11 protein-coding genes are annotated in these 13,486 nt (G+C 37.1%); 10 read left to right on the top strand and 1 reads right to left on the bottom strand.

Annotated elements, in window-relative coordinates:
* Positions 1 to 107: 107 nt before the first annotated feature.
* Positions 108 to 1,586, bottom strand: a complete 1,479-nt coding sequence (locus BN2144_RS17400) for a carboxylesterase/lipase family protein (protein ID WP_033829493.1) — start codon at positions 1,584 to 1,586, stop codon at positions 108 to 110.
* A gap of 361 nt (positions 1,587 to 1,947) precedes the next feature.
* Between BN2144_RS17400 and BN2144_RS17395 the strand changes: the two genes are divergently transcribed.
* The 10 genes from BN2144_RS17395 to narI all read left to right on the top strand — a co-directional run bounded on the left by BN2144_RS17395 (position 1,948) and on the right by narI (position 13,449).
* Complete coding sequence (locus BN2144_RS17395) at positions 1,948 to 2,700, top strand: DeoR/GlpR family DNA-binding transcription regulator (RefSeq protein ID WP_033829492.1); 753 nt, start codon at positions 1,948 to 1,950, stop codon at positions 2,698 to 2,700.
* The gene (gene pfkB, locus BN2144_RS17390) at positions 2,697 to 3,608 is read left to right on the top strand and encodes a 1-phosphofructokinase (RefSeq protein ID WP_033829491.1); all 912 of its coding nucleotides are present in this window, start codon (positions 2,697 to 2,699) and stop codon (positions 3,606 to 3,608) included. The genes BN2144_RS17395 and pfkB overlap by 4 nt, the downstream gene beginning before the upstream one ends.
* Positions 3,609 to 3,633: 25 nt before the next feature.
* Complete coding sequence (locus BN2144_RS17385; RefSeq protein ID WP_033829490.1) at positions 3,634 to 5,499, top strand: PTS fructose transporter subunit IIABC; 1,866 nt, start codon at positions 3,634 to 3,636, stop codon at positions 5,497 to 5,499.
* A 394-nt stretch (positions 5,500 to 5,893) separates the two neighbouring features.
* On the top strand, positions 5,894 to 6,310 hold the full coding sequence (locus BN2144_RS17380) for a hemerythrin domain-containing protein (protein WP_033829489.1): 417 nt from the start codon (positions 5,894 to 5,896) through the stop codon (positions 6,308 to 6,310).
* Between the two features lie 22 nt (positions 6,311 to 6,332).
* Complete coding sequence (locus tag BN2144_RS17375; protein ID WP_033829488.1) at positions 6,333 to 6,638, top strand: hypothetical protein; 306 nt, start codon at positions 6,333 to 6,335, stop codon at positions 6,636 to 6,638.
* Between the two features lie 25 nt (positions 6,639 to 6,663).
* Positions 6,664 to 6,945 carry a hypothetical protein gene (locus BN2144_RS17370; protein ID WP_033829487.1) on the top strand — a complete coding sequence of 94 codons (282 nt, stop codon included), beginning with the start codon at positions 6,664 to 6,666 and terminating at the stop codon, positions 6,943 to 6,945.
* Positions 6,938 to 10,618 carry a nitrate reductase subunit alpha gene (locus BN2144_RS17365; RefSeq protein WP_033829486.1) on the top strand — a complete coding sequence of 1,227 codons (3,681 nt, stop codon included), beginning with the start codon at positions 6,938 to 6,940 and terminating at the stop codon, positions 10,616 to 10,618. The genes BN2144_RS17370 and BN2144_RS17365 overlap by 8 nt, the downstream gene beginning before the upstream one ends.
* Positions 10,608 to 12,116 (top strand): nitrate reductase subunit beta, encoded by a 1,509-nt coding sequence (narH, locus tag BN2144_RS17360; protein WP_042338146.1) that lies wholly within the window; start codon positions 10,608 to 10,610, stop codon positions 12,114 to 12,116. The genes BN2144_RS17365 and narH overlap by 11 nt, the downstream gene beginning before the upstream one ends.
* Positions 12,113 to 12,715 carry a nitrate reductase molybdenum cofactor assembly chaperone gene (narJ, locus tag BN2144_RS17355; RefSeq protein ID WP_033829485.1) on the top strand — a complete coding sequence of 201 codons (603 nt, stop codon included), beginning with the start codon at positions 12,113 to 12,115 and terminating at the stop codon, positions 12,713 to 12,715. Before narH ends, narJ begins: the two co-directional genes overlap by 4 nt.
* A gap of 38 nt (positions 12,716 to 12,753) precedes the next feature.
* Entirely contained in the window at positions 12,754 to 13,449 is a 696-nt protein-coding gene (narI, locus tag BN2144_RS17350; RefSeq protein ID WP_033829484.1) for a respiratory nitrate reductase subunit gamma, read from the top strand.
* The last annotated feature ends 37 nt before the right edge of the window (positions 13,450 to 13,486 follow it).

The following is a 13,486-nucleotide window of genomic DNA, read 5'->3' as shown; positions in this document are numbered from 1 at the left end:
AATGAAAATATCCCAATCTATCCCTTTGTTCAATTTTCAAGGTTCATACTTTATGTTGAGGGACAAAAAATTCATCATGTAGGGAAATCGTCACTATATTAATTATGTTAGGAGTTAATTATATTTTCCCATTTGATTCGCGCGTCACGATCTGGGTCGCAAGTAACTTTACACATCGTATCAAAGATCATTGTTGTTCGATTATCAAGATCATAACTTGACCAGTCTGGTAAGTCAGTTGTATTCGGATTACCGGACCGTGCAAAGGCAATCCACGCATGATGCATTTTAGATGCAAGTTCATTACGGTCAGGAGAAATTCCAGTAAAATTTTCGATTCCAGGTTTGTTTATCGTATTCCACACAAATGGAATTTCAAGCGCATGACAAGATTTAAGTTGACCAGCAAACGCTCTTGATTCCCAATCAAAACGATACATCCAAACCGGTGCATTATTTTTCACTTGTAATTCAGCTAGTTGATAGGCTGGAGATGTGAAAGTTATCATTGTCATTAATTGATCGTATAAGATTTGATTTAATTCTCTTTCATCGGTGGTGAATTGTTCAGCGATTGCACTCCAACGATTCCTAAACGTTCGTTGAAATATTTTTTCTATTTCTATTGGATCGTTCTTTTTCCAAATTGGATCAAAGAATGTAAATAGACGATACTCATCTTTATTCGTACCAATTAAGATAGGTATATTACTAGCAGATCCTTCCTTCAGTAATTCTTTCGGATGCTTCGGTAAAACAACGCCATCAATAACCGGTATTAAACTCATCATTGGTAATTTATTAGAAGCCTCAATAAGCTGTTCAGCAGGTAATTCTTCTAGTTTTTTTATTTCATTTTTATTCATATTTAGGATGTTTAGTAAAAACTCAGCATTCTTTGTCGCTTGATTCAAATCAATGACATGATTTGCTGCTCCACTTTGGAGAATGGCTTTTGCGAACAACCCTTTTGCTTTTGGAGTGGCAAGTAATGTTCCGACACTCATCGCCCCTGCTGATTCACCGAAAATAGTTACTTGATCAGGGTCTCCACCGAACGCTCCAATGTTATCCTTGACCCATTGTAAAGCAGCAATCTGGTCAAGAATTCCACAATTACCCGATACTGAATATTCTTCGCCTCCTAGTTCTGCTAAATGTAAGAAACCAAGAATTCCTAAACGATAATTGAACGTAACGACCACAACGTCACCATTTTTTGCAAAAGCTGAACCATCATAGATTAGACTTGAACCTGAACCAGTAATGAAAGCCCCACCATTAATCCATACGAGAACCGGTCTCTTCTTATGATCAATGCTAGGTGACCAAATGTTTAAGTAGAGGCAATCTTCACTCATATTTGTCGGATTTGTTCCAAGGAAGTTCATAATTTCAAGACTTGGTTGGTAGGCGATTGGTCCGAATTCTGTACAATCTTTTATATCGCTCCATTCTTCTGGTGGTTTTGGTGCACGAAAGCGGAGTGGACCAATAGGAGATTGAGCATAAGGAATACCTTTCCAAACATAAACATCATTTTCTTTTTGTCCTTTCACCTTTCCGTATGTAGTTTCAATAATCATATTTTTACCTCCTTTTATTAGGTTGAATATTGGAAATTATTAATCTATATCTCTATTTTACTATTCTCCTTTTACAACTTGAATTCCTTCTTTCTCCTTTTTAACATGTAATTACGATTACTTGTTAGAAATCGCTAAATAAGAATATCCCACTTTTGTTCAGTACTAAAAAACATCATTTAAATAGAAATATGTTTAAATCCCAGATGAATGAAAAAACTAACGAGTAAAAGCTGTTGAATAATACAACAATCGTTTTATTATTTAACCGTAATAAATGAATGCAAATGAAAGAAAATGAATGAAAATGATTGATTATGAATGTTTTTGATGATAAGATTGATTCAGTAGGTGGTCAAAAATGTTAACTGAGGAAAGACATGCGTATATAATAAAGCAGTTAAAAGAAAACGGTGTTATAAAATCACAAGAGATAGTCCGTCGTTTAAACTGTTCAGAATCAACCATTAGAAGGGATCTTATACTTCTTGAGAAGGCAGGATACTTAAAACGAATACACGGTGGGGCTAAACAGTCCTATAATTTAGACAAGGAACAATCCATACTTGAAAAATCAGTCAAAAACGTTCAAGAAAAGACGGTTATTGGCAAATATGCTGCATCGCTAGTTCATAAAAATGATTTTATATATATTGATGCTGGTACAACTACGTACGAGATGATTCCTTTTTTGCAAAAAGATGTTACCGTTGCCACGAACGGTGTACAACATGCTTCTTTACTTGCTGATTATCAAATTCAATCATTCCTAATTGGTGGAATGATTAAACATACAACAAAGGCAATCGTTGGGGCAACAAGTGTTAACGAATTAAAAAAATATCGTTTCAATAAAGCGTTTATAGGAATAAACGGAATTGACAACGAGTACGGTTACACGACACCAGACCCAGAAGAAGCAACAATGAAACAATTAGCAATTGAACAGTCAGCAAAGGCATTTATATTAGCAGATCACACGAAATGGGGGAAAGTAAATTTTGCAAAAGTATGCGATATAGATGAGGTTACACTAGTTACAGATAAATTAACAAAAAGTCAAAATAGGAAAGAACTAGAAAACGCGACAATACTGGAGGCGATGTCATCATGATTTATACAGTTACTCTTAATCCCTCAGTTGATTATATTGTGCATGTGCAAAATGTAAAACTAGGTGAGCTAAATCGAATGGAAACAGATTATAAATATCCGGGTGGGAAAGGAATTAATGTTTCCAGAATTCTTCATGAGTTAAAATCAGAAACCGTTGCATTAGGTTTCATTGGCGGTTTTACAGGAGAATTTATTGAAAAGTGGTTAAAAAAGGACGGATTAAGCACCGATTTTACCCATATTACTGGAGATACACGTATTAATATAAAATTAAAATCGAATCAAGAAACAGAAATTAATGGAATTGGTCCGGAAATAACGAAAGAAGAAGCAAGTGCTTTATTAGATCGATTCAATCAAATTACAAATGAGGATACGATTATTCTTTCTGGAAGTAAACCACCTTCACTACCTACGGATTATTATAAAAAAATTGTAGAAATAGTGAATAGGAAAAAAGCAGAATTTGTCATTGATACAACAAGTAAAGAATTATTGGAGATTTTACCGTACCACCCTTTACTTGTGAAACCAAATTTAGAGGAACTTTCAGAAATATTCAGTATCAAAATGAATAATAGAGAAGATATTATTAAGTATGGAAAAAAACTACTTGAAGCAGGAGCTAAAAATGTCATCGTTTCAATGGGCGGAGAGGGTGCATTGCTTCTTACAAGTAACGCTGTGTATGAAGGAATGAGTCCAAAAGGTACTGTTAAAAATTCTGTTGGTGCAGGAGATTCCTTAATTGCTGGGTTTATTAGTCGATATGTCGAAACTAGTGATGTAGTATCCAGCTTTCAATTTGGACTTGCATCTGGTAGCGCAACAGCTTTCTCCAGTGATTTAGCAAAGGGAGAAGATATATTAGCGTTATTAAACCAAGTCAAAGTTAATCAACTTTAATAAATATTGTATCGGGGTGAACAACATGAGAGTAACAGAACTACTTAGAAAAGACATCATGCTCATGGATTTACAATCAACAACGAAAGAAGCAGTTATTGATGAGATGATTGATAATCTCGCTAAACATAAAGTAATTAATAATAAAAATTTATTTAAAGAAGCCATTATCAAACGTGAAGAACAATCGTCAACAGGCTTAGGAAATGGGATTGCTATGCCACATGCAAAAACAAAAGCAGTAGATGAGGCAACGGTTCTTTTTGCGAAAAGTAATAATGGTGTTGACTATGATTCATTAGATGGACAACCAACATACTTATTTTTTATGATTGCTGTTCCAGATGGTGCTTACGATACACATTTACAAGCGCTAGCAGCACTTTCTCGTTCATTGATAGATGAAAGTTTTATTGAAAGTTTAAAAGTAGCTAAAAATAGCGAGGAAGTTTATCAGCTATTCCAAGAGCGTGAAGAAGAAAGTGACGAAAAAGAAGATAGAGTTGCAGCTAACACGAGTGAAAAGCCTTTTGTTCTAGCAGTTACAGCTTGTCCAACAGGAATCGCTCATACGTATATGGCAGAAGAAGCATTAAAAAGAAAAGCAGCTGAGATGAACGTGGAAATTCGCGTTGAAACTAATGGTTCTGAAGGTGTGAAACATCGTTTAACAGAAGACGAAATTCGTCGGGCAAAAGGGATTATCGTTGCAGCGGATAAAAAAGTTGAGATGGCACGATTTGACGGCCGGCCGGTTTTACAAAGACCTGTAAGTGATGGAATTAACAAAACGGAAGAATTAATTACAAAAATTGTTAATGGAGATGCACCAATTTATCACGCAGAAAAGGGTTCTTCACAAAATAATGAAGAAAAAGAAACCACTTCTGTTTGGGGTAAAATATATAAAGATTTAATGAATGGTGTCTCTCACATGTTACCGTTCGTTGTTGGTGGCGGCATACTCATGGCACTATCTTTTCTGTTTGAAAGTGCACTGGGTGATAAGAGTGAAATATTTAAATTTTTAAATTCAATCGGTGGAAATGCATTTAATTTCTTAATTCCAATTTTGGCTGGATATATTGCAATGAGTATCGGTGACCGTCCAGGACTTATGCCAGGTATGGTCGGTGGGTTAATGGCAGTAAACAGCAATGCAGGATTCCTTGGTGGTTTAGCAGCTGGTTTCTTAGCAGGTTATCTAGTTGTATTTTTGAAAAAATTATTCCGTGGCATGCCAAGATCTTTGGAAGGGCTAAAACCTATTTTAATTTATCCAGTGTTAGGTCTATTGTTAACGGGTCTTTTCATGTACTATATTGTTGGCCCAATTTTTTCCAATATTAATACAGCAATGATAAACTTCCTTAGTGATTTAGGTACTGGAAATGCCGTAATTCTTGGTGCCCTTCTTGCTGGAATGATGGCAATTGATATGGGAGGTCCATTTAATAAGGCGGCGTATACTTTTTCAATTGGAATATTTACTGATACAGGTGATGGGAGTTTAATGGCTGCTGTAATGGCAGGAGGAATGATTCCACCACTCGCTATCGCCCTTGCAACTACTTTCTATAAAAATAAATTTACAGCAGAAGAAAGACGTTCTGGGGTCTCCAACTATGTCTTAGGTTTATCCTTTATTACAGAAGGAGCGATACCCTTTGCTGCGTCGGATCCATTAAGAATTATCGGATCATCAATTGTCGGTTCAGCTATTGCAGGTGGTTTAACTCAATTATGGAATACAGCGATTCCTGCGCCACATGGTGGTATTTTCGTTATTGCGTTAGCTGAAAATAAAGTTTTCTTTATCCTTTCGCTTCTTATCGGTGCAATTATTTCTGGTTTAATGATAGGTTTTTGGCGTAAACCAGTTGAAAAATAATGAATACAAGTTGCATTAGTTAATTAGTCAGGTTCTATAAGAGTCTGGCTTTTTTTTGGCTAATAGGAAAGTATAAATTTTTCAATTTCACTTTCCTTTATACACTCTGTAAACTGCGGTTCAACTTATTAAGTACTATGTTTTCTTTATTTCACTTTCCTAATGTGTAAGCGCATAAGGAAGACTCTAGCAGCATGACTTCGCAACCGAAAAGAATTATTCGGTGAACTTTCGCTATATTGTTGCCTAAAGCTTGAGCCCTGAATGTTCTTTATCAGTTCCATTTATCGGAAATGCCGTCCTACTTAACGTATAAAACAAAAAATTTAAACTCATAATGATTAATAACTAAAAATTACCTTTTTTGGTCATTATATGAAAGGAGAATGTTTAAATGTCAGGACCAGGTTTGAAACATGTTGATAGTCATTCGGCTATTCATGAGGCTGCGCTAGAGGAGGCGAAAGAATTAAATGAGATTATTGCAAAATTAATAAGAGATGGGCAATTAGAAAAGGCACATCAAACAGCTCTCGTTGCTATTGAACATTGGGAAACACGTACGCTTAGACATGCACAAGCAGAGGAAGAAGGTCTTTATCAAGAGTTAGTAGAAGAGTCACCAGAGCTAAAAAATTCAATCATTGAGTTAACACGTGACCACAATACAATGCGCTACTTTGTAAAACAAATTAAAACTCAACTGGAGTCAGATGGTTTCAATGAAGAAATTTTACATCAACTATACGCATTAGTCCATGTGGATACGTATCACAACTTTGAAGAGGAAAGAATCTTACCACATCATTAATCGATTAGGAGTTTGGTCGGAAATGTCAAATAAACAATCAACACCATTACATACAATCTCTCCCAGCTTATATCGTTTTGTTTTATCTGAGTTAGAAAATAATTTTAATATCCAACCGTACGATTTTCAGGCAGACGGAATTAAAAATGAGGATGGTATTCAGATCATCATTATGTTTGGTGAAAATTTTACCCATCGGATGGAACAATATTTCACCAATCATTCCATAACTAAACAAAACGATGATTTAAAGGAATTTCTTACAAAAGTTGGGGAAAAATGTATTCAAGTATTAAAAGATGACTACTTTAAAATGATGACTCCATAAATTTATTAGGCTAGGGGGTAGTAATTTGTTTGTTTTCGAACGAGAAGCAGATTTGGTACAAGATCGAGAAGAGTTAATATATGTGTTACGACTTCGGTTCGGTGAAATTGCATCGGGAATAATTGAGACAATTTATCAAATTAGCGAGCTACAAACATTGGAACGACTCATTCTTGTTGCAGTTAACGCGCCAACATTAAAGGTTTTTCTAGAGGAATTGGAAGCAGGTGAAGAAAGCTATCGAATTGTCGGGGATCGCTTTAATCCAATTGAGATAACAAGAGAAGGGGGAGGTTTCTGTGGCTAAACAAAAAAATAAATTGTTTGACCATTTTAAACATCTTCGTCGTGGAAATGTCATAAATAAAGGTTGGACAGAAGAAAGTCCAAGGTCAAGAGATGCTGAGGAAATTTATAGACGGAGATGGCAACACGATAAAATAGTTCGCTCCACTCATGGAGTAAACTGTACAGGATCATGTAGTTGGAAGATCTATGTGAAGGATGGAATTATTACATCTGAAACACAACAAACAGATTACCCTTCAACAGGAGACGATTATCCAGAATATGAACCAAGAGGCTGTCCTCGTGGCGCATCATTTTCTTGGTATACATATAGTCCAGCACGTGTGAAATATCCCTATGTCCGTTCAGATCTATATGAATTGTGGAAAGCTGAACGAAGTGTCGAAGAGAATCCAATAAAAGCATGGGAAAACATTGTTACTAATCCACAAAAAAGAAATAAATATGTAAAAACACGTGGTAAAGGTGGCTTTGTCCGAGCTGATTGGAAAGAATTATGTGAACTTATTTCAAGTTCGATTATTTATACAATTAAAAAATACGGACCAGATCGAGTAGCTGGTTTTAGTCCGATTCCTGCGATGTCGATGGTAAGTTATGCTGGTGGGGCCCGTTTTCTTTCATTAATAGGTGCGACAATATTAAGTTTCTACGATTGGTATGCCGACTTACCTCCTGCTTCCCCGCAAGTATGGGGTGAACAAACAGATGTACCAGAAAGTGCAGATTGGTACAATGCAAAATATTTTATTATTTGGGGTACAAATTTACCACAAACACGCACACCAGACGCACATTTTATGGTCGAAGCGAGATATAACGGGACAAAAGTAGTTGGAGTGAGTCCAGACTATGCAGAGTATGATAAGTTTGCTGACATATGGTTACCGGCACGTGCAGGGACAGACGGTGCCCTTGCCATGGCGATGACCCATGTTATATTGAATGAATTTTATGTGAAACAACAAATCCCTTATTTTATCGATTATGTTAAACGGTTTACCGATTTACCGTTTTTAGTTACGTTAAAACAAACCGGAAATGAATATCGTACAGACAATTTTTTACGAGCATCTGATATTAGTGATAAACAAAAATTAGCCGAATGGAAGACCGTTGTTTGGGATGAAGACGCAAATAAAATGGAAATACCTAATGGCAGTCAAGGATTCCGGTGGGATGATGACAGTAAATGGAATCTTGAATTGAAGAAGGAAGATGGGACAGAAATTAATCCGCAATTAAGTTTTCTAAATCATTCGGATGAAGTTGTCGAAGTAACATTTCCTTATTTTGCTGAAGAAGAAGGCGGAGTTATTAGGCGTAGTGTTCCTGTAAAACATATAGAAGATACAAACGGCCATACGATAAAAATCACAACAGTATACGATTTAATGATGGCTCATGTTGGTGTGAACCGTGGTTTGCCAGGTGACTATCCAAAAGATTATGATGATCTAAGTCCATACACACCTGCATGGCAAGAAAGTATTACAGGTGTACATCGGAACCATGTCATTCAAGTGGCTAAAGAATTCGCCGATAATGCAGCAAGAACAAAAGGGAAATCAATGATTGCTATGGGTGGAGGTACAAACCATTGGCATCATAGTGATCAAATTTATCGTTCTATATTAAACCTCGTTCTTTTAACTGGCTCACAAGGTGTGAATGGCGGCGGTTGGGCTCATTATGTTGGTCAGGAAAAGGTGCGTCCATCAGAAGGTTGGAATGTAGTTTCGTTTGCAAGTGATTGGGGTGTAGCGCCAAGATTACAAAATGGAACTTCTTTCTTTTATTTTGCAACAGAACAATTCCGCTATGAAACAAAAGAAAATATGAAGCAAAACCGGTGGAATGGAAAATATACGTATATGCACCCGGCAGATGTAAATGCACTCTCAGCCAGGCTTGGTTGGTTGCCATCTTTCCCACAGTTCTCGCAAAACTCGATTGATATTGTTAAAGAGGCTCGAGAAAATGGAGCAAAGTCTGAACAGGAAATTATTGATCAAGTTGTTAAGAAAATAATAGATGGAGAAATCGAATGGGCGATTGAAAATCCAAATGATCCACGAAATTTCCCACGTGTCTTTTTCAATTGGCGTTCAAACCTTTTAGGAGATAGTGGTAAAGGTCATGAATATTTTGCTAAACATTTTATCGGTGGCGAAAACCAAGTACTATCTGAACCAGAGAACTGTTGGCAACCAGAGACAGTTAATGTTTCCGATGAAGCACCAGAAGGTAAAGCGGATTTATTTGTAAGCATCGACTTTCGGATGACAAGTTCAGGTTTATTCTCTGATATTGTATTACCAGCCGCTACATGGTATGAAAAGTATGACATTAGTAGTACGGATATGCATCCATTTATTCATCCGTTTAATGCAGCAATTAGCCCACCGTGGCAAGCGAAAAGTGACTGGGATACGTTCCGTGAAATAGCAAGAGTTTTTTCAGAATTAGCAGCAAAATATTTACCGGAAACAGAAGAAATTATCATGCGTCCACTCGGACATGATTCACAAGATGAGATTGCACAAGAATATGGAAAAATAAAAGATTGGCGAAAAGGAGAAGTTGAGGCAATTCCAGGAAAAACAATGCCTCATCTAAAAATAGTAAAACGAGATTATCCGAATGTATTCCATAAGATGACGTCAATTGGACCAGAGTTAAGAAAAGGATATGGTGGTAAAGGAATAAAAATTCCTGGAGAGCAAGTTTATGACGAGTTAAAAGATCGGATTGGCGTAAACCAACGTGAAGGTATAGGAAAGGGCCATCCTGATTTATATACGGATCAAAAAGCGATTAATGCTATTTTATTAATGTCGGGTGCAACAAACGGAAAACGTGCCGTTGAAGGTTGGAAGTCATTAGAGGAAAAAACAGGTCAAAACTTAACTGAGATTGCAAAACCACGTGAGGAAGAGGATTATACGTTAGATGCTTTAACCATTCAACCACGTGTATCTATATCAACTCCAATTTGGAGTGGACTAGAAAAAGACGGACGACGCTATTCACCGTTTACAGTAAATACGGAATATAATATTCCGTGGCGTACGTTAACTGGTCGGCAAAGTTTTTATCTTGACCATGAAATGATTTTAGATTGTGGTGAAGGTCTTCCTTTGTATCTACCACCATTACAAAAAGCACCTTTTACAAAAAATGAACACGGTGTGCCAGATACAGGAAATTCAATTACTTTACGTTATTTAACTCCTCACCAAAAATGGGGTATTCACACAATGTTTACGGAAGCAACGCCAATGGTTCAATTATTCCGAGGCTGGCAAGTTGTCTGGATGAATGAAGAAGATGCGGCTTCTATTGGAGTAAAGGATAACGACTTTATTGAAGTATACAACCGTAATGGGGTCGTTGCAGCAAGGGCAGTCATTACTTACCGAATTCCAAAAGGGATGTGTTATATGTATCATGCACAAGACCGGACGATGGGGGTACCAGGAACAGCCATTAACAAAAAACGAGGTGGAACGCATAATAGTATTACCCGAATTACATTAAAGCCGACCCATATGATAGGAGGATATTCTCAATTAAGTTATGGATTCAATTATTATGGTCCGACTGGACACCAACGTGACACGATGGCCATCATTAGACCGTTGAAGGAGGTAGATTGGCTTGAGAATTAAGGCACAAGTAGCAATGGTCATGCACCTAGACAAATGTATCGGTTGCCATACTTGTTCGGTAACATGTAAAAATACGTGGACAAATCGTCCGGGAACTGAGTATATGTGGTTTAATAACGTAGAAACAAGACCTGGTGTCGGCTATCCGAAACGGTGGGAAGATACGAAACGTTATAAAGGCGGTTGGGTTTTAGAAAATGGAAAATTGAAATTACGTGCAGGTGGACCAATCTCGAAACTCGCAAATATCTTTTACAATCCGAATATGGCGGAGATGGAAGATTTTTATGAACCGTGGACATATGATTATGACAACTTAATTCATAGCCCGAAAAGAGACAATCTACCGGTAGCACGGCCAATTTCACAAATTACTGGAAAATATATTGATAAACCAGAATGGGGTTCAAACTGGGATGATGACTTGGCTGGGGGAAGTGAAAATATAAAAAACGACCCGAACGTTGAGAAATTACAAGAACATATTAAAGCTGAATATGAAAAAACGTTCATGATGTATTTGCCGCGAATCTGTGAACATTGCTTAAACCCATCTTGTGTCGCTTCCTGTCCAACAGGGGCGCTATATAAACGCGATGAAGACGGAATTGTCTTAGTTGACCATGATGCATGTCGTGGTTGGCGTTTTTGTCAAAACGGCTGTCCATACCATAAAGTTTACTATAATTGGAATACACATAAGGCGGAAAAATGTAATTTCTGTTATCCACGAACTGAAGCAGGACTGCCAACCATTTGCTCGGAAACTTGTGTTGGACGAATTCGTTATATTGGCGTTGTTTTATATGATGCTGATAAAGTAAAAGCGGCCGCTTCAGTCGAGGATCCACAAGATTTATATGAAGCCCAGCTTGCTTGTTTCCTTGATCCATTTGACCCGGAAATTCAAGAAAAAGCGAGAGAAGCTGGAATTAACGATTCGTGGATTGAAGCAGCGAAAGAGTCGCCAATTTATAAAATGGCAATGAAGTGGAAGATTGCATTACCACTTCATCCGGAATATCGAACATTACCAATGGTTTGGTATGTGCCTCCACTCAGCCCAATTATGAACCATATAACAAATGAGGATGAGCTAAACACAGATGGTTATATTCCAGCCGTTGAACAAATGCGGATTCCAATCGAATACTTAGCGTCTATTTTAGCTGCAGATGATGTGAGTGTAGTACGTAAAGTGTTGCTAAAATTAACAGCGATGCGTGTCTTCATGCGTGGAAAAACAGTTGGAGGTGTCGATGAATTCCGTCAAAGTGAATTATTAAAAGAAGCCGAAACAACACCAGAAGAAGTAGTGGAAATGGCTCGATTATTAGGTGTTGCCAAGTACAAAGAACGATACGTAATCCCAACTGGTCGAAGAGAAATGGATGATGACCTCTTTTATAAGCAAGGTGCTTGTAGTTTAGAGGAACTAGCTCCGAAAGAAGGAATGAACCCAAGATACGGCATGATGAAAGTGAGAGAGAGTCAATGAATAATGAACATAGAACGATTCTCCTCGTTGCATCTCGGCTTTTAGATTATCCTGATGTAGGATTGAAAGAGCTTCTTGAAGAAGTAGAAGAGTTTGTTCAACATACAATCGCTTCATCAACAGTAAAAGAAGAAATTCGAATGATGTATAGGCCATTCGTAACTTTTAGTGATATACAGTTAAAAGAGCTTTATGTTGAAACGTTTGATTTAAAAACAAAACTAGGTCTTTATTTAACAGCTCATGAGTTAGGAGATAGTAACCGTCGAGGAGCTGCTTTAATAAAACTACAAAAAATCATTAATCATGCTGGATTTGAACGAGTAGGTGAAGAGTTAGCTGACTACATACCGATGCTGCTTGAGTTTCTAACAGTTGCACCTGAAAACTCAGAAATTGAACGATTAAAAAAGAGAATTGGCGTTGCATTGAGTTATATGAAAGAGAATTTATTTGAAAACAACCCTTATTTTGGTGTATTTACAATGCTTATGAAGTATGTTTTTTCTCAACCTACGAAAGAAGAATTGCAACAATTAGAAAAGGGTCGAGAAGAGGCCGATTTGGAAGAATTACCATACCCGATTATGTATCAATAATCGGGTAAACTTACAAATGACATCAGGGAGGTACATGTATGACCGATCTCTTTTTTTGGGTAGTATTTCCGTATTTAACCTTAACAATTATGATTGTAGGTTTATTATATCGTTACGCTTTTAGACAACTTACTTGGGCTGCACCTTCAACAAATTTTTTCGAAAAGAAGTGGTTGCGAATTGGGTCTCCACTATTCCACTATGGTATTATTTTCGCTTTTATTGGTCACATCATGGGAGTCGTTATTCCGTTAGAGTTTTATAATGCGTTAGGTATACCAGACCACCTCTATCATTTTGGAGCAATTTACGGTGGTGGATTAGCTGGACTGATGGTAGTAGTTGGACTAGTTATACTATTAATAAGAAAGATTACAATTGATCCGGTAAGGGTGAAAGCGACATTCGCTGACTATTTTTCAGTTCTCGCCGTTCTTTTTGTCGCTGCAACAGGTACTTACATGACGATTATATTTAATTTAACAGTCTACCCATACGAGTACCGTGAAACAATAGGACCGTGGTTCCGTAGTTTATTTATATTCCAACCGAAATATGAACTAATGCATGGTGTTCCGTTTTTGTTCAAATTTCATATCGTTTCGGCCTTTGCTCTTTTTGCGTCGATTCCGTTCACTCGGCTTGTTCACATCTTTAGTTTTCCGATTCGCTATCCAGCTAGACCACCGCAGCAATATCGGTCAAGATCAAATTATAAAAGACAAAAAATATAATAAGAAGGTACGAACCATTTTTACCAAGTAAAAAAAC

The organism is Bacillus andreraoultii, from assembly GCF_001244735.1.
Lineage (GTDB): Bacteria > Bacillota > Bacilli > Bacillales > Caldibacillaceae > Caldifermentibacillus > Caldifermentibacillus andreraoultii.
Note: the sequence above shows the minus strand (reverse complement) of the source record. Positions and strands in the feature narration are given on the sequence as shown.

Bases quoted from the DNA above. Each gene is read 5' to 3' on its own strand.
- BN2144_RS17395 (WP_033829492.1), top strand. From the start codon at position 1,948: ATGTTAACTGAGGAAAGACATGCGTATATAATAAAGCAGTTAAAAGAA.
- BN2144_RS17380 (WP_033829489.1), top strand. From the start codon at position 5,894: ATGTCAGGACCAGGTTTGAAACATGTTGATAGTCATTCGGCTATTCAT.
- BN2144_RS17375 (WP_033829488.1), top strand. From the start codon at position 6,333: ATGTCAAATAAACAATCAACACCATTACATACAATCTCTCCCAGCTTA.
- pfkB (WP_033829491.1), top strand. From the start codon at position 2,697: ATGATTTATACAGTTACTCTTAATCCCTCAGTTGATTATATTGTGCAT.
- narJ (WP_033829485.1), top strand. From the start codon at position 12,113: ATGAATAATGAACATAGAACGATTCTCCTCGTTGCATCTCGGCTTTTA.
- BN2144_RS17400 (WP_033829493.1), bottom strand. From the start codon at position 1,586: ATGATTATTGAAACTACATACGGAAAGGTGAAAGGACAAAAAGAAAAT.
- BN2144_RS17385 (WP_033829490.1), top strand. From the start codon at position 3,634: ATGAGAGTAACAGAACTACTTAGAAAAGACATCATGCTCATGGATTTA.
- narI (WP_033829484.1), top strand. From the start codon at position 12,754: ATGACCGATCTCTTTTTTTGGGTAGTATTTCCGTATTTAACCTTAACA.